This window comes from Nocardioides sp. AN3, from assembly GCF_054653495.1.
Window position 1 is genome coordinate 148,385 of sequence record NZ_BAAIGC010000009.1, and the last position, 17,125, is coordinate 165,509.

Below are 17,125 nucleotides of genomic sequence, written 5' to 3' on the forward strand. Positions count from 1 at the left end.
GAGGTGGTCTCGTGTCCACCCACCGACGTTAGAACCGCCCGCGTCCGGGGTCCATAGCCCGTGAGGAGGTCGCGCACGTCTTTGCCGGAGCTAGGCTCGAAGGGTGCGCGACCGCGGTTGCCACCCCGGCTTGGATGGGATCCGAGGCCTGGCCATTCTCCTGGTGCTGGGCCAGCACGCCATGACGAGGCCACTCATCGACGGGTTCATCGGCGTGACGGTCTTCTTCTGCCTGTCGGGCTACCTGATCACGACGTTGCTGGTCCGCGAGCTCGAGACGGGCGGCATCGACGTCCGCGGCTTCTATCGCCGTCGTGCGGCTCGTCTGTGCCCGGCGCTGGCGACGGTCGTCGCGGCCACCACGGTGACCCTGCTCCTGGACCGACGTGATCTCAGCGCCGGGCAGGTGCTCGCGCCCGCGGGCGCCGCCCTCACCTACACCACCAGCCTCTTCGACTGGAGCGGTCACGTCTTCGCGACGAAGGACTACTTCAACTACACGTGGTCCCTCTCGGTCGAGGAGCAGTTCTACCTGCTGTGGCCGTTCGCCCTCATCTGGGGCTACCGCCGCAGCCCGCGACTGTTCGCCGGGCTGACCCTGTTCCTCGCCTTCTCGACACTCGCCCTCGACCTGTATCTCGCGCTGACCCGAGCGGTGAAGTACGACCAGCATGAGTACTTCGGCACCGACACCAACGCCCTGCCGATCCTGGTGGGGGCGCTGCTCGCGATCGTGGTGCACAACGGCTGGCTACGTGGGACGCTCCGACACCTGGCGCCGTTCGCCGTCCTCGCCGTCGCCGCCCTGCCCCTGGTGGCGTCTCACAACGACACCTACCGGCCCTCCGTGGTGATCGTGGCCGGGACGGCGCTCACGCTCGTCGCACTGGTCGGCGTCGAGACGCGCCCGGAGTCGGCGATCGGGACGATCATGGCCAGCCGGCCCATGCGCTGGCTGGGTGAACGGTCCTACTCCCTCTATCTGTGGAACGTCCTGGCCCGGATCGCCGTGCTCGCCTGGCTCGGCCACACGCTGATCGGGGATGTCGTCTGGATCGCCCTGTTCCTCCCGATGGCGGAGGTGAGCTTCCGGTTCGTGGAGCGTCCCTTGCGCGCTCGCCTCGGACGCAGGCGTCCTCAGCAGCCTCAGCGGCCGCCTGAACCGGCGTTGAGGGCCCGTGCGGCCTCGATCGCCGAGCCGTAGCGCCACTGGCTGGCGCTCCTGCGCACGGAGTCGGGGGTCTCGGTCGTCGCGTTGGTGTCGGTGAGGGTGGTGGCCATGAGGCTCTGGCCGGCAGGGTTCTTCGTCGCTGTCATGCGCTCGCTCACTTTCGCTTCGAAAGCGTGGGTGGGGTCATCCGGCACGCGAGGAGCCGGGAGGTTCGTCCCGGCTCATGCCGCCAGGGAGAAGTGAGTCGCTCGGTGGGGTGGAGGCGAAGCATTCGGAGAACGATCCGCTGCGTAAGGGATAGGTCTCCGAACGCCTCGCCGAGTCATTTCCTACCCAAGCGTGAGCCAGATCACAACTATGATTGAACGTGAAATTACCGGCTGTGACCTGTGGAAACGCTCCCACCAGGCGTGGAAGGGCACCATTCGCACGTGCGTACGACGAGATGAAGTGTCTCAACAAGTGAGACTCTTTGGCCCCGAACGTCATGCGGACGGAGCAACCGCTTCCACCATCCGCCTGACGTTGTCCGACGGTCAGGAGTAACTGCGGGCCCGGCCGGGAACGGATATATCGAGAGGCGGGTGACGGGAGGGGCCCGGACCTGTCTCCGATCGGGGGGCACTGGGAGGGAGCAGGCGATGATCGATCTCAAGAGCCGGATGCGCGGCGTCGCTGACCAGGAGAAGTGGGCGGCGCGAGGAGCGTCGTTCATGGCCAAGGTCAAGGCGACGAAGATGGTGTGGTTCCCACCGCGTCCGGTCGCGGCCGGGAAGAGCACGGCAGCCGCCGCGACCAGCACCGCGAAGAAGACGACAGAGGCGACGGCGTCGGCGGCAGTGTCGGCAGCAGCCCCCGCGAAGAAGGCGACAGAGGCAACGGCGTCCGCGGCAGCCCCCGGGAAGAAGACGACGAAGAGGACGACGTCGGCAGCGAGGCGGTCGACCGGCACCGCAACCGCCAAGAAGACGGCGGCCGTCACCAAGAAGGTCAGCCGACCGGTGCGGCCCGAGAAGTCGTGAGCGGCTGGAGGGTCGACGGGGCTAGATTCCCGGCGTGACCTTCGACTGGAAGGAGTCCCTGCGGGCCTTCGGGGACGCGGCAGAGGCGTTCGTGCGTCTGACGACCGTGGTCGGCGACCGGTGGGAGGAGCGGGGCCTCGGCGAGTGGGATGTGCGGTCGCTGGTGGGACACACCACTCGCTCGTTCCTGACGGTCGAGGCCTACCTGGCCCAGCCTGCCGCCGTCGTCGAAATCGACACGGCGGCCGACTACGTCCGAGCCACGCGCGGGATCGCGGCGGGGCCGGAGGTCGCCGAGCGCGGACGGGCGGCCGGTCGTGCACTGGGCGACGACCCGGTCGGTGCCGTGGCGCAGATCCGCACGCGGGTGTGCGACCTCCTCAGCGCACGCGACGGCACAGAGGTCCTGACGACGGTGGCCGGTGCGATGCGGCTGCGCGACTACCTGCCGACACGGACCTTCGAGCTGACCGTGCATGGCGCCGACCTGGCCTCCGCGCTCGGCCAGCCTCTCGAGCTTCCGGCCTCAGCGGCGCGGCAGGCGCTTCGTCTCGTCGGCGAGCTTGCGATCGCGGACGGCAAGGCGGCGCACCTGCTGCTCGCTGCGACCGGCCGATCGGTGCCGCACGCGGCGTTCACGGTGCTCTGAGGGTGCTCGGGCCCCTGCGCATCCTCAATGCCGCCGATCCGAGTCATCCCTCGACTCGGATTCGCGGCAATGATCCTCGACGGGCGACGCCGCCCCGCCCGGCGATGCCGCCCCGCCCAGCACCGCCGCCCGACCCAGCACCGCCGCCCGACCCAGCACGTCGTCGAGCATCACCTCGGTGAGACGGCCGGTGAAGGTGTTCTGCTGGCTGGGGTGGTAGCAGCCGAGCAGCGCGACCGAGCGACCGTCGCCGACGAGCGTCGCCTCCACCCCGTGCCCGAAGCGAGGCTTGGGGCGGGCGACCTGCCAGCTGAGGGCGGCGTACGAGCGCAGCGTCGCCTCCCACCCATAGCCACCGAGCGCCACGACGACCCGCACGTGCGGGGCGAGCAGGCGCAGCTCCGCCTCGATCCACGGGGAGCACGTGTCGCGCTCCATCGTCGTGGGCTTGTTCTGCGGCGGCGCGCATCGGACGGTCGCGACCATCCGGGTGTCGACGAGCTCGAGACCGTCGGCGGCGTGCACGCTCGTGCCCTGGGTGGCGAGACCGACGCGATGCAGCGAGGCGAACAGCCAGTCGCCGCTGCGATCGCCGGTGAAGACGCGTCCGGTGCGGTTCGCGCCGTTCGCTGCCGGGGCCAGGCCCACGATCAGGATGCTCGGGGTCGGGGAGCCGAAGCCGGGGATGGGGCGGCCCCAGTAGGGCTGGCCGGCGTACGCCGCCCGCTTGGTGCGCGCCACGTCCTCCCGCCAGCGAAGCAGCCGGGGGCACGCACGGCACACGCTGATCCGGGCGTCGAGCTCGTCGAGGGGGACGCGAATGGCGAGCCGGCGTACCTGTGAGGCCGTCCTCGCCACCGGCGTCTCCTCAGTGGCGGGGTCACCTGGCCATCCGGTGCCCGCGGGCACCGGCGACTCGAACAGCTCGCCCGTCGCCGGGTGCGGCAGCAGCTCCTCCCCCATGGCATCCATCCTCCGGGATGGCGGCAAGCCGCGCGTCGACGGCACGCTCTCCTGCGGGACGGTGAGGCGGCCGGAGATCGTCCGGCGAATTTCCTCAGCGACGGGTGCTGCTTAAGGTGATCTGTCGTGACAGATGTCGCCCGCCCGGCCAGCACCCCCGCCTCGCCCTCCTCGATGCCGCAAGGAGCAGACGAAGATCCCCGCATGCCCCGGCTCGGGCGATCACCCGGCTTCACCGCGTTCATCGCCGACCAGTGGGGCGACTCGGAGCGCCAAGCTCCGGTGGTCGCCGGCGCCGCCGAGGCCGCAGCCGCCCACCGGGCCCGGCTCAGCACGGCATTCCCGGGACAGATGATCATCGTCGCCGGCGGGCGCGCACCCGCGCGGGTCAACGACTGCTACTACGACTTCCGGCCACACAGCGACTTCGTCTGGCTGACGGGCTGCACGGCGGAGGACGCCGTGCTCGTGATGACCCCGGCCGGCTCCGCCCACGACGCGACCCTCTATCTGCCGGCACCCTTCGGCCCGGGCGAGGAGGGGTTCTTCGCGAACGCGACGTACGGCGAGCTGTGGGTCGGCGCGACGCCACGCCTGCGTGACTGGGAGCGTGCGTTGGAGCTGCCTGTCCGCGACCTGACCGAGCTCGACACGGTGATCGCGACATCCGTCGGGGCGCTCCTCGCCGGTCACCGAGACCGCCCGACGGCGCTCGATGCCCTCGAGCACTCCGTCGACCTGACCCGCGTGCTGTCGGAGCTGCGGATGGTCAAGGACGCGTGGGAGGTCGCGCAGCTGCGGCAGGCGGTCGATGCGACGGTGCTGGGCTTCCGCCAGACCGTCCGGGAGATCCCCACCGCGATGGGCGCGGGCGGCGAGCGCTGGCTGCAGGGCACCTTCGACCGCGCTGCGCGCACATTCGGCAACGGTCCCGGATATGCGACGATCGTCGGCTCCGGACCGCACGCGCCGACGCTGCACTGGGTGCGCGCCGACGGCCCGGTCCTGCCGGACGAGCTCCTCCTCCTCGACATGGGCGTCGAGGTCGACTCGCTCTACACCGCCGACGTCACGCGCACCTTCCCTGCCTCCGGGCGCTTCTCGCCGGTGCAGCGCCAGGTGCACGACCTCGTCGAGCGGGCCCACCGGGCCGGCCTGGCCAGCGTCGGTCCGGGGCGCGGGTTCGGCGACTTCTTCAAGGCCTGCATGGAGGTCATCGCCCAAGGACTGCACGACTGGGACCTGCTCCCGGTCTCGGTCGACGAGGCGCTCTCACCGGCCGGACAGCAGCACCGTCGCTGGCTGGTCTGCGGGATCGGCCACCACCTCGGGCTGGACGTCCACGACTGCGCACGCGCGGGATATGACGCCTACCAGGGCGGCACGCTGCAGCCCGGCGTCGTCATGACGGTGGAGCCGGGTCTCTACTTCCACGCCAACGACCTCTCGGTCCCGCCGGAGCTTCGCGGTGTGGGCGTCCGGCTCGAGGATGACGTCCTCGTCACCGAGTCGGGCAGCGAGGTGCTCTCGGGGGCATTGCCCCTCGACGCCGTCGGCATCGAGGCCTGGATGGCGGAAGCCGTGCACTGAGGCAGCGTCCGGCCAGCGTCAACGGGCCAGTCGCGCTGCTTCGTCGCGCGCTCGACGACGCGAGCCGGATGCCGACGTCGGCGACGCCCGTTCCGCCCCGCGGCCGACCTCCCGGGACGCGAGGACGGCGCTCGCCAGCTCGTCCAGCGAGCCGTCGAACGGCCAGTCGCCGTTGGTGAACCGGGCTGCGATCGTCGCGACCCCGACCCACGCCCCGTGCACGACGTGGGCCGGATAGGCCATCGTCCGCGCGTGACCATGGAACTCGGCCTCGTCGCGGACCGACCCGACGTCGCCTGCCACCTCGAAGTCCAGGTCGAGGTCGATCCAGCCGATCTCCGCATCGTCGCGCGGCGGCTCGAAGGGAGCCGACGCGTGCCCCATGTAGCCGATCAGCGACCCCGCGGCGTCCGCATAGGCGCACAGCACCCACCACTCACCCGGGACCGCGACCCACAGCTCATCCGTTCCGACGACCTCGATCCGGCCGGTGCCTGGCCGCTCCCGGCGGCTGCCGGCGGGGACGAGCCATGCCCAGATGTCGTTCGCGACGCCCACCGAGCATGCCGAGCTCACTGCCGAGACGGTCCCGTCCCACTTGGACTTCACCACGCGGACGGCGGCCATCACGCCACGACCGACAAGGCGACGTGAGGGTGGTCGGGGCGGGCGGCTGCGCGCACCCTCTCAGTGTGGTGGGGTGCGACGGGCCGCGACAACAGGTGGGGCCTCCCTCGAGCGCCTGCCGCGCGAGGTTTTACTTCCGTGGCGCAGGATCCGGGGCGGCGACTCGGCGCTCGGCTGCGGGGGCGACAGCGGCGGATGGGGCTTGACAGCCGGCTCGCCGTACCTGACCCGGACCTGACCCCCACCTGTCGAGTTGAGCCTGAGGACTTGCCATCGAGGGGGGTCGTCTGCCTACCCTCGTTGCCGTCCCGCCAACGGGGGGACGGCCCCCGGTCCCGCCGAGTCCTGTCCGGCCGGGCGGCCCTTCGATCGGAATCGCACGGGCAGGAGCGGGGGACCCAGGTCCTTCCGGGCTCTCTGCTCACAGCAGGGGCGCCCTTGGGGTGAAGTCGCCGAGACCGGCGGCCGGGCATGCTCCGCCCGAACCCGACAGCTAACCTCGCAGGCGCGGAGGAGATCCCCATGCGCTTGCGCACTCTCGTGACGTCCCTCGTCCTCGCTGCCAGCACCGCCACTCCCCTCGTCGCGATCGCGGCACCCAGCGACGCCGCCAGCACCCGCACCTGGCAGCGGCTCGCCATGTGCGAGTCGGGCGGCCGCTGGCACATCAACACCGGCAACGGCTACTACGGCGGCCTGCAGATCAGCCGCAGCACCTGGCGGGGGTACGGCGGCGGCCGGTTCGCCCGGCTGCCCAGCCGCGCCACCAAGGCCCAGCAGATCAAGATCGCCGAGCGGATCAAGCGCGGCCAGGGCTGGGGCGCATGGCCGTCCTGTTCGGCGCGCATCGGCGTGCGCTGAGGGCCACGGCTCTCGCCGGTCCGCGTGGGATCTCCAGCATCTCGGGGGGATCCCACGCGTGGCCGGACGCCTGACGTCGGCCTGCCGCATGATGTCGCTGTGCGCGATGACGTGACGGCAGTGCTCGAGTTCGTGGTGACCGACGCGGACACCGCCAGCGCGCTGCTCTCCGGGGACCTTCAGGTGCTGGCGACGCCCAGGCTCATCGCGTGGCTGGAGGCAGCCACCTGTGAGGCCGCCCGTCCCACGCTCGAACAGGGCCAGACCACCGTCGGGACGCGCGTGGTGGTCGAGCACCGGGCGCCATCGCCGATCGGCGCGTCCGTGCGCGTCGGCGCCGCGCTGACCGCCGTAGAGGGGCGGCTCCTGACCTTCGACGTCGAGGCGACTGATGCGTCGTCAGGTCAGGTGCTGGCCGATGGCGTGATCACGCGCGCCGTCGTGGACGCGGGACGGTTCCTGGAGAGGCTCGGTCGAAAGCCCTGAGGGTCGAGGGCCGTGAGTCGGCACGGACCTCGCAGAGCCGGGGTCGGGCCGGCCGGTCTCCGTCCGCGACCAGCTAGGGGCCCGGTGCAGGCGCGGGTGCCGGTGCAGGCGCGGGAGCAGGTCCTGGGGCCGGCTGTGGCGTCACCGCCGCTGGCACCGGGTCGCAGAGTGCGGTGATGATGCGCTCGATCTCCGTGAGGACGTAGGTCGCCAGCTCGCTCTGGACCTTCCTGACGTCGGGGTCGGTGGCCTCGAGGTCCCCCAGGACGACGATGTTCTCATCGTTGAGCGTGTTGGCCGGGTCCGTGTAGTTGAAGCTCCCCGCGATCACGAGCTGGCTGTCGATCACCATCAGCTTGTGATGCACCTTGCGGACCCCGGTCCCGGGCCGGTTCTGGTAGAGGTCGACCCCGGCCCGCTTCAGCGGTCCGGTCGCTGCCCATGCCTGGGCCCCCTGGTCCCGGTCGAGCACCCCGCGGAGCCGCTCGAGGGCGGGAGGCGCGAGCCGGAACATGGTGTCGTCGATGCCGGAGGACTGGGCGAAGGTGAAGATCGCGAAGTCCACGGTGCTGGTGGCCTTCAGCATCTGCTTCATGATCTCCATCTCGGGACCCTGGTCGGGGGCGAAGACGGGCTTGACCCTGATGCCGCCCAGGGTGATCTCGCTGGGCCGGGGGTCTCGACGCTCATGAAGGGCGCCGAAGGTGCCCGAGCGGAGACGGTCGAACTCGGCGGCGTACTGCGCCGTCACCCGCTGGCCGCGCAGGATCACCACATGGTTGAGGTTGTTGCCCGCTCCGATGCCGTGGGTGACGGTGTTCTTGCCCGTGTCGGTGAGAGTGAAGTTCGTCGAGCCCGTCAGCACGGCCGCCGTGGGCAGTCCGAGGTCGCGGACGACGAACTTCTGGTGGAAGATCGCCGCGTTCAGGTCCGTGATCACATCGATCCCGGCGCGCAGCACGGCGTCATGGATCGTCCGGTTCTCCTCGAAGTCGCCGCCGACGGTCCAGGGGTCGGGGCGACCGGGCGCCTCGACGAGGTAGTCGCCCTCGAGGATCAGCCGGACCGCGACCCGTCGTTGCTTGGCAGCGATGATCGCCGTCGCGATGGCGCGGGAGTCCAGCTCCTGGACCGCGATGTCGAGCTGGCGGGTGGCGCCGCCGATGAACTCCACGATGACCTGCTCGAGGTCGTCAGGGGCACCGAGAACCGGCGGCCCCATGTACATGTCGATTCCACCCGAGCGGAACACGAGAACCACGCTCCCTTGTCGGCGTTGTCCTTCTCAGCCTCCGACCACGCTGACACTGGCACGGAGCGCACATCGCCGATCCCCTGACTCGTCACCCATAGTGGGGATGGGCGAGCCTCACCCCGAGGCAGGCACGAGCTGGAACGGGACCGTGCGCTTCTGGTCCCCGGCGAACCGCATGGTCAGGGTGCCGTTGCGCGTGCCGCAGTGAGCCCCCGTGAGCTGGACCCGCCGGCGCCGGATCCGTAGCGTGGCCCGTCGATGACGGTCTGCGACGGTGTCTGACTCGACGAGGCGTTCAGCACGCCGATCTGGTGAGTCCCAGCAGAAGCCCCGTGACCGCCGTGATGAGCCGGCGACCGCCGTCATGAGGCCGGGCGCCGTGGTCCACCAGCTTGTCCGCGTGCCGTCGGCCATGCGCGTCGCCTCCTCCGGCGGGCTCGCCCAGCGGCGGTCGAGGGCTCAGTGATGCAGGCGCCGCACCATCCACTCGCTGAGGGTGGCGACCTTCGCGGCGGCATAGAGACATGCTGCGATGAGGAGGAGCAGCACGACCTTCTCGGCGAAGCCCGTGTCGGGCGTGCCGAGTGCCATGACGAACGAGATGACCAGCATGGCCAGCATGAGGAGGAGCAGCACCCGAGTCGCACGGACAACGGCGGACATGCTGATGACGGTACGCCGCTCGACTGACCGTGGGAATCCTGTGAACGGGGGATGTGCAGACCGCCTGCGCCAAGCTCAGCCTCGCTTGTCGACCCGCACGGGGATCGGCCCGCCGGCCGTCATCGTGAACGGAAGCGCGAGAGGGAAGTCCGGGTCGAGTGAGGTGACGCGATGGCGCCGTACGACGCTCGCGAGTCCGAGCGTGGCCTCCAGCATGGCGAAGTGGTCACCGATGCACGACCGGGAGCCGGCCCCGAACGGCAGGAACTGCCAGCGGTCCCGACCGCGCGCCCGCTCGGCGCTGAACCGATCCGGGTCGAAGGTCTCCGGAGCCTCCCAGAGCGCCGGATCTCGATGGAGGGCATAGATCCCGACCAGCAGGTTGGTCCCGCGCTCGATGCGGAAGCCATCGACCACCGTGTCACGCATGGCCAGCCGGGCCAGCGCAGCGGCCGGCGGGCACAGGCGGAGCGCCTCGTGGATCACCTGCACCGTGAACGGCAGGGCGGGCACGTCGTCGACCGTCAACGCCCGGTCGCCGAGCGCGCCCACCTCCTCGGCGACCCGGTCCTGCAGCTCCGGATGGTGACCCAGTGCCCAGAGTGCATAGGTCAGCGTGGTGGACGTCGTGTCGTGACCGGCGATGAGGAAGACCGCGAGGTCGCTGACGACCTCGTCATGGGTCAGCGCCCGACCGGTCTCGGGGTCGTGCGCCGCGAGCAGGAGCCGCACGAGCTCGCTGTCACTGTCAGGGTCCGCCTCGCAGGCGGCGATGGCCGCCTCGACGACCGCGTGGATGTCGGCCAGCGCCCCACGGAACCGGCGCCGCGCGGGAGTCGGCAGCGACTTCGGGGCCCGAACGGGGCGGAGCCCTCGAGCGGTGATGTAGCGCAGGACCCTCTCGATGCTCGGGCCGAGGTCGGAGGCGTGCTCGTCGAGGTCCACGCCGAACAGCGAGCGGCCCAACACCCGCAGCGTCAGGTCGCGCATGTCGCGGTCGAGGTCGATCCGCGCACCGTCGAACCAACGGGAGGCGCGCTCGTCGGCTGCGGCCGCCATGTGACCCGCGAACGTCGCCACATGCTGTTTCGTGAAGAGCGGTTGCAGCGTGCGTCGCTGCGGCTTCCACGCCTGGTACGGCAGGTTGAAGAGGTTGTCGCCGACCAGTCGGGTCTCCCGGTGCACGGTCGTCAGCTTGTCCATGATGTCGTTGCTGGACCCGGCGAGCACGTCGTGGGCGCCTTGTGGCGAGGTCACGACGACGAACGTCGGAACGAGGCGCCGCGAGCCGATCGGCACCCGCACGACCGGTCCAGCCAGGTCCCGGACGACGGCCGGACCGGTGTGGAAGTCCCTCAACGCACGGAGTCGTGCCGGGAGCGACATCGGCACGACAGGCGGCAGACGCAACGTGTCTGATGCCGTGGTCATCGTGCGCCCCCTCGAGGACCCCTTCGTCCGCCACCATTGTGGACGTGGGCCTACGGATGTTCCACCGTGTCCGCGATAGTCCTTTCGGGCTATTTCTCCACGCGCCCGGCGGGAGTCCCATAGAGAGATGGCGGATGGCGCGACAGACACCGTCGGTCTCCCGGGAATCCGGTTGGCGGACGCGATCTCGCAGGTACGTCGCGAGCTGGCTCAAGCCATCGAGGAGGGTCGAGACAGTCCCGTCGCCTTCCGGGCCGGGCCGGTCGAGCTCGAGTTCGAGGTCGTCGTGGAGGCCAGCGCCGGGGCGGACGCCGGTGTGCGGGTATGGGTGGTGTCGCTCGGTGCCAGAGGAGAGGTCAAGCGTGGCGATACCCATCGACTGCGCGTGACTCTGACTCCGGTGGACCGGCAGGGCCAGGACAAGCTCATCGGATCGACCGGATCGAAGTAGAGCGTGTCCCCATGGACGAGCAGCACCGGGTGGTGCGCACGAGAGTTCCGATCTCGGACGACCTCTTCGTCTTCGGGACCGGGCATCTCGTCGCCCCTGGGCGCGTCCTCACGGCACGGCACGTCCTCGCCGCTGAAGGAAGGACGGCTGAGGTCGGCCAGCTCTGCCAGGTCCGCGTGTGGCCGTGCGGGCCTGACCAAGCGTGGGTCGACGGGGCGATCGCGTGGCTGCATCCCTCCGAGGACGTCGGCATTGTGGGAGTGGAGGGCCTCGGCGCCGACCTCACAGCGCTCGATTGGGGTGCCGTCGAGGGACCGGAGCCGATCCAGTGGAGCGCGTTGGGCTACCCGGTGGCCTCGCTCGAGGAGGACGACCGTGTCGAGGAGGGGGTGTTCGGCCGGCTCGCACCCGGGTCGGGCGAGTCGAAGGGACGGCTCGATCTGACGGTCGAGTCGCGCGAGCCCGTCGAAGGCGCGCTCGGCAACGGCGGATGGGAGGGGCTGTCCGGCGCCGCCGTGTTCAGCGGATCTCGTCTCGTCGGCATCATCACCGCGGACCCCAGTCGTTGGGGTCGTAGCCTGACCGGGCTGCGCGCGACGCACATCGGCGATCAGACGGACGTCGCCGAGGATCTCGGTCTGCCCGTGGTGTTCTCGCCCGTGCGGGCGGACGTGTCCGTCGGGCATGAACGGGAGTCGGACCCGAGCGCATCGCACACCACGACCGCGCGCGTGAAGGGCGACCGCATTCTCCACCGGCGTCGACTTCTGGCGCGACAGGGATGTGCTGCGGGCCGAGCTCAGACAGGCACTGCTCGAGGTGCCCAGCTTCCACCGCATCCTCAGCGTCACCGGTCGTCGCGGGATCGGCAAGAGCGCGACGGTCGCGAAGGTCCTGGCCGAGTTCGAGCAGCCCGACCCCCGCCGTGGTCCGCTGGAGGACTTCGATTCGCTCGTGTACCTGTCGACACGGACCGGGTCCGGCTCGATCAGCGGGGCCGTCGTCTTCGACACCCTTGCGGGGCTGCTGGAGAAGAAGCAGCGCAACCGCATGCGACGCCTCTGGGAGACGTCGCACCAGACCGCATTCCCCGAGCTGTGGGAGGTCATGCGCCACCAGCGCACCATCCTGGTGCTCGACAACCTCGATGACCTGCAGGACGAGAACGACGGCTCTCTGAGGGCCGACGACCTCGTCGCACTGCTCACCTCCGTGTGCGCGACGCCGTACCCACCGCACGTGGTCACGACGTCGCAGCTGCCCCTCCGTCTGCCCCCTCAGCTGCAACCGCACGTGCGGGAGTTCCCCCTCGAATCCGGACTCGAAGGCGACGACGCGATCGCACTGCTGCGATCGCGTGACCCTACGACGGGCTTCGAGCAGTTCACCGACGACGAGCTCGGTCGTGCCACGGAGCGTCTGCACGGCGTGCCTCATGGCATCGAGATGCTCGGCAGCCTCATGGAGGGCGATCTCTACGCGCTCGACCTGATCGAGTCCGACGCGACGCTGGACGCCATCCTCCTCGAGCTGGTGTCGCGGATCTTCCTCGGCCTCGACGAACCCGAGCGTCACGTGGTGGAGCTCCTCGCGCTCTCGGGCGTGCCGCTGCCTGAGCGCGAGCTTCCACAGATCCTCGACGGGCTGGTCACGCCACCAGCCATCCGCGACGCGCTCCGCACACTCGTGCGCCGGCGCGGCGTCGGGTTCGAACCGCGGACGCGCACGGTCCGACTGCATCCGGTCGAGGTCGACTGGTGCAGGCGAGAGCTCCTCGAGCACCACCGCAGCGAGCAGGTCGCGCTCGACCTTCGTCTCGCTGACTGGCATCGGGCGCGTTCTACTCCGCCGGGTCAGTGGCGGTCCCTCGAGGACGTCGAGCCGCAGCGATTGGAGTTCCAGCACCGCTGGCGTGCGGGCCAGCATGACGACGCGATGATCGTCCTCGCCGAGATAGCCGACTTCTTGGCCCGCAAGGGTGAGACCGCGCTGTTGCGCTCAGCCCTCGCCGATGCCGACACGGTGGCCCTGGGGCTGCCCGCTCAGGTCGCGACGAGGCGATGTCGACTCGAAGTCGAGTTCTTCTCCGGATCGCTGGAATCGGCGCAGACGATCGCGCGCGAGGCTCTGGAGCTGGCGTCACAAGCGGGCATGTCGAGCGCGGCGGACGAGTTGCGGGTGGACCTCGGGACGGTGCTCAGGCACCAGGGCGACAACGACGAAGCCGTTCGGATGTTGCAGGAGGTCGCCCGCCAGGCGGCGCCTGTCGAGCGTCGTACCAGACTCGAGGCGCTCTTCGAGCTGGGACTGGCGCTGTGCTACCAGCAACGTTGGGGCGATGCCCTCGGCGCGGCGGACGAGCTGGCCGAGACCCTATGCCCCGAAGACGGGACCAAGCTGGCCGCGGGCCCGGCCGACATCCGGGCACTTGCCGGTCTCGGCTCCGGCGACCACGAGCTGGCCCTCGCCGCCGCCGAGGAGGCGATCAGGCTCTATCTCGACTCACCCCATCAGGACAACGCCGGATATGCGCACAATGTCGCCGGCCTGGTGTGGCTGGAGCGCGATGACCTCGACCGGGCTCGCACGCAGCTGGAGGAAGGCGAGCAGACCGCCGTTCGCTTCAAGATCGATCGGCTCGCAGGGATCTGTGCCACGAACCTCGCGTGGACCGAGCTGCGGGCAGGCAACGTCGGAGCCTGTGCGGCCGCCGCACACCGCGCCTGCGAACGACTCGACGCGACGGGCGCTCGCGCCGCGAAGACGCCGAGAGCGCTCGCAGAGCTGGTAGCCGACCGGAGTGTGGACCGCAGTCCACCCCTCGGGGAGGACCGCGACCCTCGCGAGGTCCTTGCGTCCGCCGCGACGGCCTCGGCTGACAATGCCGACTTCTACCGGCCGTCGACCGATGTGCTGACCGCGATCGCCCTCCCGCTGGCGAAGCGCAGTGGTGTGTCTGCGAGACAGCGCGGGTGACGGTTCGTCGTCTGGCGCTCGTCGGGCAAGGCGGAGGTGCGAGAGCGCAGCGTGCTGCGCCGAGTGCCGACAACGAAGCACGGCGGGATGCCAGCGGCGAACCGCCGCGCTATCTCGCAGACCCACCCCTACGGCCTGACTGCCTCCCGCAGAGCGCGGTAGGAGGCAAGGAGAGCTTCTCGCTCTTTCGTCAGCAGGGGGTCGCCCCGATCACAGCCGGCCTTCACCCAGGCGTCCGAATATCGCATGGCCAGCACCCGCTGCCGAGCGGCCTCACGGACGTCGCCGGGGACAGCACCGTAGACGTAGGAGTAGAGGTCGACGAGGGACTCGACGAGCGGTTCCTCCCTGTCGACCACGCCGTGCTGGTGTTCCCGATGAAGTCGCCACCATTCGACCTCACGTCGCGACGCTTCACCGGTGTCGATCTGAAGGTCGCCTTCGATGCGCACCAGTTCGTAGAACCGGCGCATGTACTCGCGTGCCGCGGCAGGGTCGTTGTCTGGGTACGGCGCCCACTTCTGGTTCGCCCGCAACACGTAGTACGCACCCTGCAGCGTATGGAGCCGACCCATCCCGAACCCTTCGCGGACCATCGCTACCGCGGCCCGGAGGAATGACGTCCACTCGCGCCGGTAGTAGGCGGCCCACGCATCCGTCTCCGCGTTCCCGACCGCCACGGGATCGAAGCTCCGCGGTCCGCGCTGGCTTGCCACCGTCCCATGATGCCGCTGTTCGGCGAGGCTCACGAGCAACCTTCTCACCGGCCCTCCAGTCACTTCGGTCTCGAGTCACTTCGGTCTCGAGTCACTTCGGTGGAGTCACCAGGAAGTGCCAGCCGAGCCACGCCCAGGCAAGGGTCACGGCAACCCGAGTCGCGCGGCGCGCCATCAGCCGGGCGAACAGCAAGCGCGGTGTGGTCACGAGGTCGGGTCTCATGCGGGCAGCCAGACCGAGGGCGATCAGCGTGAGGAGACACGCGGCGAAGATCCCGATCGTGACGATGCGGGCGGTCATGATCCAGGCTCCCAGGGCTCCACGGGGTCGGTTATCGGCGAAGGTTCGGGCCTGGCCGGAAGCAGCCGGAGGAGCCACAGGCCGCCCACCAGCCAGGTCAGCACCAGGAGCCCACGGGTCAGTGGCTGGCTGAAGACCGGATCGAGGAGGTCGGAGACTGCCGGGTGGCGCCAGTCCGCGGCCGGCGACGTCTCGAGGAAGTAGGCGATCAGCTCGTTGAGCGCGGCCACCAGTCCCACTGCGGCGTAAGGCCACGCGTGTCCGCGGCGCGGCGGCAGCGGGGCGTCTTCACGGGTGGCGGCGAGTACGACGGCACCGAGACCGAGCAGGCCGAGAACAGCGGTGTCGATGACCCCGTAGCGGGGCGCGACCGCGAGCACCGCGGTGGCGACGAGTAGTGCCGATGCTGCCGATCGACGGGGTGGCGGCGCGACCAACGAGTCGACCTCCAAGGCCGGCCACCGTGCCTCGGCGGCCATCAACCACCCGCCGACGCCGAGGAACGCGATGCCGTCGACCGGAGCCCCGCGGTAGAGGTGGAAGCAGCCGGTGATCAACAGGATCACGATGGCGGGGTGCACCGACTGCGTCCATCCCCGCCTTCGACGTTCACTCGTTGTGCCCACCCCCTCCCGACGTCAGGTCGACGCGGGCCCTGACTGAGCCGGCTCGGATGCGAAGAGGTTGAGGCCGAGCCGGTCGGCGAGATACTTGGTGACCAGCTGGCCTCGGACGCTGTTCCCGGCTCGGTCGAGTGGTGGCGAGAACGTCGCGAGACCGCCCTTGCCGGGCGACACGGTGACGATGCCGCCGCTGACCCCGCTCTTGCCCGGCATGCCGATCTCGTAGAGCCAGTCTCCGGACAGCTCGTACAAGCCAGCGGTCGCCATGACCGCCAGCACCCGCCGACACACGCCCTGCGCGACCACACGCTGCCCGGTGTGCGGGTTGACTCCTCCGTTTGACAGCGTTGCGGCCATCACAGCGAGGTCGTGGACCGTCACATCCAGCGAGCACTGGCGGGTGTAGACGTCGGTGGCCTCGTCGGGATCGAAGTAGAGACGGCCATAGCTGCTGAGCAGATGCGCGATGCCCTGGTTGCGCAGGTTCGACGCCGCCTCGGAGGCGTAGACCTCGTCGTTCACCCTGAGCTCGCGACCCGCGAACCGAGAGAGTCCGTCGCGGATGCGGTCGAACTTCTCGGCCGCGCTCGCGCCCGGCACCAAGCTCGTGGTCGCGATCGCACCGGCGTTGACGAGAGGGTTCATCGTCCGGTCGTCGTTCAGCTCGATGGCCATCAAGGAGTTGAACGGGAACCCCGTGCTGTTGACGCCGAGGTCGTGACGCGCCCGGTCGTAGCCGACCTCGTCGCAGACGAGCGCGAAGACGAACGGCTTGGAGACGCTCTGGATCGAGAACCGCGTGTCGACGTCGCCGATCTCGAAGAACCTGCCCCGAGCACCGAACACGCAGATGCCGAAGAGATCCGGTGACGCCTCCGCCAGGACGGGGATGTAGTCGGCCACCTTGCCGTCCGATGTCGCGCGATAGCGCTCGTAGGCCTCGGTGACGAGCCGGACGACCTCCTCCGTCTGGGGAAGCTCGCCCGTCGACACCGTCGGCGGGCTCAGCTCCTCGTCGAACGGGAGTCTCTCGTGCATCGAGATCTCGGTCACGGCATCGCACCCTTGGCTCTCATGTGAGTTCGAGTCTGCACGCTAGGGAGACCGGATGATGGCGCCATCACCCTTACCGTGTGGTTCCGTGTGGCCGGCGCTTCTCAGCAGCGTCTGTTGATGCGGATGCGTCCGGGTCGGAGTTGTTCGATGGTGTGGTCGGGGTGGTCGGCGAGGGTGTGGTGGCGCGGGCAGAGCAGGGCGCCGTTGGCCAGGTCGGTTCTGCCGCCCTCGCACCAGGGGTCCAGGTGGGCGGCTTCGCATTGACTGGTGGGCCGGTCGCAGTG

20 protein-coding genes, 1 pseudogene and 1 riboswitch are annotated in these 17,125 nt (G+C 69.9%); of the genes and pseudogenes, 9 read left to right on the forward strand and 12 right to left on the reverse strand.

Annotated features, from left to right (window positions below; all coding sequences use genetic code 11):
* The first annotated feature begins 103 nt into the window (after positions 1 to 103).
* The gene (locus ACYQ1K_RS12620) at positions 104 to 1,204 is read left to right on the forward strand and encodes an acyltransferase family protein (protein WP_459983341.1); all 1,101 of its coding nucleotides are present in this window, start codon (positions 104 to 106) and stop codon (positions 1,202 to 1,204) included.
* On the opposite strand, the gene ACYQ1K_RS12625 is transcribed toward ACYQ1K_RS12620, so the two are convergent.
* Positions 1,147 to 1,317, reverse strand: a complete 171-nt coding sequence (locus tag ACYQ1K_RS12625) for a hypothetical protein (RefSeq protein ID WP_459983342.1) — start codon at positions 1,315 to 1,317, stop codon at positions 1,147 to 1,149. The genes ACYQ1K_RS12620 and ACYQ1K_RS12625 overlap by 58 nt on opposite strands.
* A 495-nt stretch (positions 1,318 to 1,812) precedes the next feature.
* Between ACYQ1K_RS12625 and ACYQ1K_RS12630 the strand changes: the two genes are divergently transcribed.
* Together ACYQ1K_RS12630 and ACYQ1K_RS12635 are read left to right on the forward strand one after the other, a co-directional pair.
* Positions 1,813 to 2,193 carry a hypothetical protein gene (locus ACYQ1K_RS12630; protein WP_459983343.1) on the forward strand — a complete coding sequence of 127 codons (381 nt, stop codon included), beginning with the start codon at positions 1,813 to 1,815 and terminating at the stop codon, positions 2,191 to 2,193.
* A gap of 34 nt (positions 2,194 to 2,227) precedes the next feature.
* Complete coding sequence (locus ACYQ1K_RS12635) at positions 2,228 to 2,842, forward strand: maleylpyruvate isomerase N-terminal domain-containing protein (protein ID WP_459983344.1); 615 nt, start codon at positions 2,228 to 2,230, stop codon at positions 2,840 to 2,842.
* Between the two features lie 24 nt (positions 2,843 to 2,866).
* Here the strand turns inward: ACYQ1K_RS12635 and ACYQ1K_RS12640 are convergent, their stop codons facing one another.
* Positions 2,867 to 3,805: a uracil-DNA glycosylase gene (locus ACYQ1K_RS12640; protein WP_459983345.1), complete on the reverse strand. Its 939-nt coding sequence runs from the start codon at positions 3,803 to 3,805 to the stop codon at positions 2,867 to 2,869.
* Between the two features lie 126 nt (positions 3,806 to 3,931).
* Here ACYQ1K_RS12640 and ACYQ1K_RS12645 point away from each other — a divergent pair, with 126 nt between their 5' ends.
* Positions 3,932 to 5,395 (forward strand): aminopeptidase P family protein, encoded by a 1,464-nt coding sequence (locus tag ACYQ1K_RS12645; RefSeq protein WP_459983346.1) that lies wholly within the window; start codon positions 3,932 to 3,934, stop codon positions 5,393 to 5,395.
* An 18-nt stretch (positions 5,396 to 5,413) separates the two neighbouring features.
* On the opposite strand, the gene ACYQ1K_RS12650 is transcribed toward ACYQ1K_RS12645, so the two are convergent.
* A complete protein-coding gene (locus tag ACYQ1K_RS12650) occupies positions 5,414 to 6,022 on the reverse strand; it encodes a DUF402 domain-containing protein (protein WP_459983347.1) in 609 nt (202 codons plus the stop codon).
* A 362-nt stretch (positions 6,023 to 6,384) separates the two neighbouring features.
* Positions 6,385 to 6,540: riboswitch (cyclic di-AMP (ydaO/yuaA leader) on the forward strand.
* A gap of 4 nt (positions 6,541 to 6,544) precedes the next feature.
* On the opposite strand from ACYQ1K_RS12650, the gene ACYQ1K_RS12655 reads away from it, so the two are divergent.
* Both ACYQ1K_RS12655 and ACYQ1K_RS12660 read left to right on the forward strand, forming a co-directional pair.
* Positions 6,545 to 6,883 (forward strand): transglycosylase family protein, encoded by a 339-nt coding sequence (locus ACYQ1K_RS12655; RefSeq protein ID WP_459983348.1) that lies wholly within the window; start codon positions 6,545 to 6,547, stop codon positions 6,881 to 6,883.
* A 99-nt stretch (positions 6,884 to 6,982) separates the two neighbouring features.
* Positions 6,983 to 7,369 carry a thioesterase family protein gene (locus ACYQ1K_RS12660; protein WP_459983349.1) on the forward strand — a complete coding sequence of 129 codons (387 nt, stop codon included), beginning with the start codon at positions 6,983 to 6,985 and terminating at the stop codon, positions 7,367 to 7,369.
* A gap of 73 nt (positions 7,370 to 7,442) precedes the next feature.
* On the opposite strand, the gene ACYQ1K_RS12665 is transcribed toward ACYQ1K_RS12660, so the two are convergent.
* The 4 genes from ACYQ1K_RS12665 to ACYQ1K_RS12680 form a co-directional block, all read right to left on the reverse strand.
* Positions 7,443 to 8,630 carry a phospholipase D-like domain-containing protein gene (locus tag ACYQ1K_RS12665; RefSeq protein ID WP_459983350.1) on the reverse strand — a complete coding sequence of 396 codons (1,188 nt, stop codon included), beginning with the start codon at positions 8,628 to 8,630 and terminating at the stop codon, positions 7,443 to 7,445.
* A gap of 108 nt (positions 8,631 to 8,738) precedes the next feature.
* On the reverse strand, positions 8,739 to 9,038 hold the full coding sequence (locus tag ACYQ1K_RS12670) for a hypothetical protein (protein WP_459983351.1): 300 nt from the start codon (positions 9,036 to 9,038) through the stop codon (positions 8,739 to 8,741).
* Between the two features lie 45 nt (positions 9,039 to 9,083).
* Positions 9,084 to 9,287 (reverse strand): hypothetical protein, encoded by a 204-nt coding sequence (locus ACYQ1K_RS12675; RefSeq protein WP_459983352.1) that lies wholly within the window; start codon positions 9,285 to 9,287, stop codon positions 9,084 to 9,086.
* A 75-nt stretch (positions 9,288 to 9,362) separates the two neighbouring features.
* The gene (locus tag ACYQ1K_RS12680) at positions 9,363 to 10,718 is read right to left on the reverse strand and encodes a cytochrome P450 (protein WP_459983353.1); all 1,356 of its coding nucleotides are present in this window, start codon (positions 10,716 to 10,718) and stop codon (positions 9,363 to 9,365) included.
* 127 nt (positions 10,719 to 10,845) lie between these two features.
* Between ACYQ1K_RS12680 and ACYQ1K_RS12685 the strand changes: the two genes are divergently transcribed.
* From ACYQ1K_RS12685 to ACYQ1K_RS12695, 3 genes and pseudogenes are all read left to right on the forward strand, one after another.
* Positions 10,846 to 11,169, forward strand: a complete 324-nt coding sequence (locus ACYQ1K_RS12685) for a trypco2 family protein (RefSeq protein WP_459983354.1) — start codon at positions 10,846 to 10,848, stop codon at positions 11,167 to 11,169.
* 11 nt (positions 11,170 to 11,180) lie between these two features.
* A pseudogene (locus ACYQ1K_RS12690) lies at positions 11,181 to 11,702 on the forward strand (trypsin-like peptidase domain-containing protein); the annotation flags it as partial.
* Positions 11,703 to 11,988: 286 nt separating this feature from the next.
* On the forward strand, positions 11,989 to 14,145 hold the full coding sequence (locus tag ACYQ1K_RS12695; RefSeq protein ID WP_459983355.1) for an AAA family ATPase: 2,157 nt from the start codon (positions 11,989 to 11,991) through the stop codon (positions 14,143 to 14,145).
* A 128-nt stretch (positions 14,146 to 14,273) separates the two neighbouring features.
* Here the strand turns inward: ACYQ1K_RS12695 and ACYQ1K_RS12700 are convergent, their stop codons facing one another.
* From ACYQ1K_RS12700 to ACYQ1K_RS12720, 5 genes are all read right to left on the reverse strand, one after another.
* Positions 14,274 to 14,825, reverse strand: a complete 552-nt coding sequence (locus ACYQ1K_RS12700; RefSeq protein ID WP_459983356.1) for a hypothetical protein — start codon at positions 14,823 to 14,825, stop codon at positions 14,274 to 14,276.
* Between the two features lie 127 nt (positions 14,826 to 14,952).
* Positions 14,953 to 15,162, reverse strand: coding sequence for a DUF6186 family protein (locus ACYQ1K_RS12705; protein ID WP_459983357.1), 210 nt, complete (start codon positions 15,160 to 15,162; stop codon positions 14,953 to 14,955).
* Positions 15,159 to 15,743 carry a hypothetical protein gene (locus tag ACYQ1K_RS12710; RefSeq protein WP_459983358.1) on the reverse strand — a complete coding sequence of 195 codons (585 nt, stop codon included), beginning with the start codon at positions 15,741 to 15,743 and terminating at the stop codon, positions 15,159 to 15,161. The genes ACYQ1K_RS12705 and ACYQ1K_RS12710 overlap by 4 nt, the downstream gene beginning before the upstream one ends.
* Before the next feature lie 57 nt (positions 15,744 to 15,800).
* A complete protein-coding gene (gene glsA, locus ACYQ1K_RS12715; protein ID WP_459983359.1) occupies positions 15,801 to 16,838 on the reverse strand; it encodes a glutaminase A in 1,038 nt (345 codons plus the stop codon).
* Positions 16,839 to 16,942: 104 nt separating this feature from the next.
* Positions 16,943 to 17,125 (reverse strand): HNH endonuclease (locus ACYQ1K_RS12720; protein WP_459983360.1); only part of this gene is annotated, 183 nt, incomplete at its 5' end.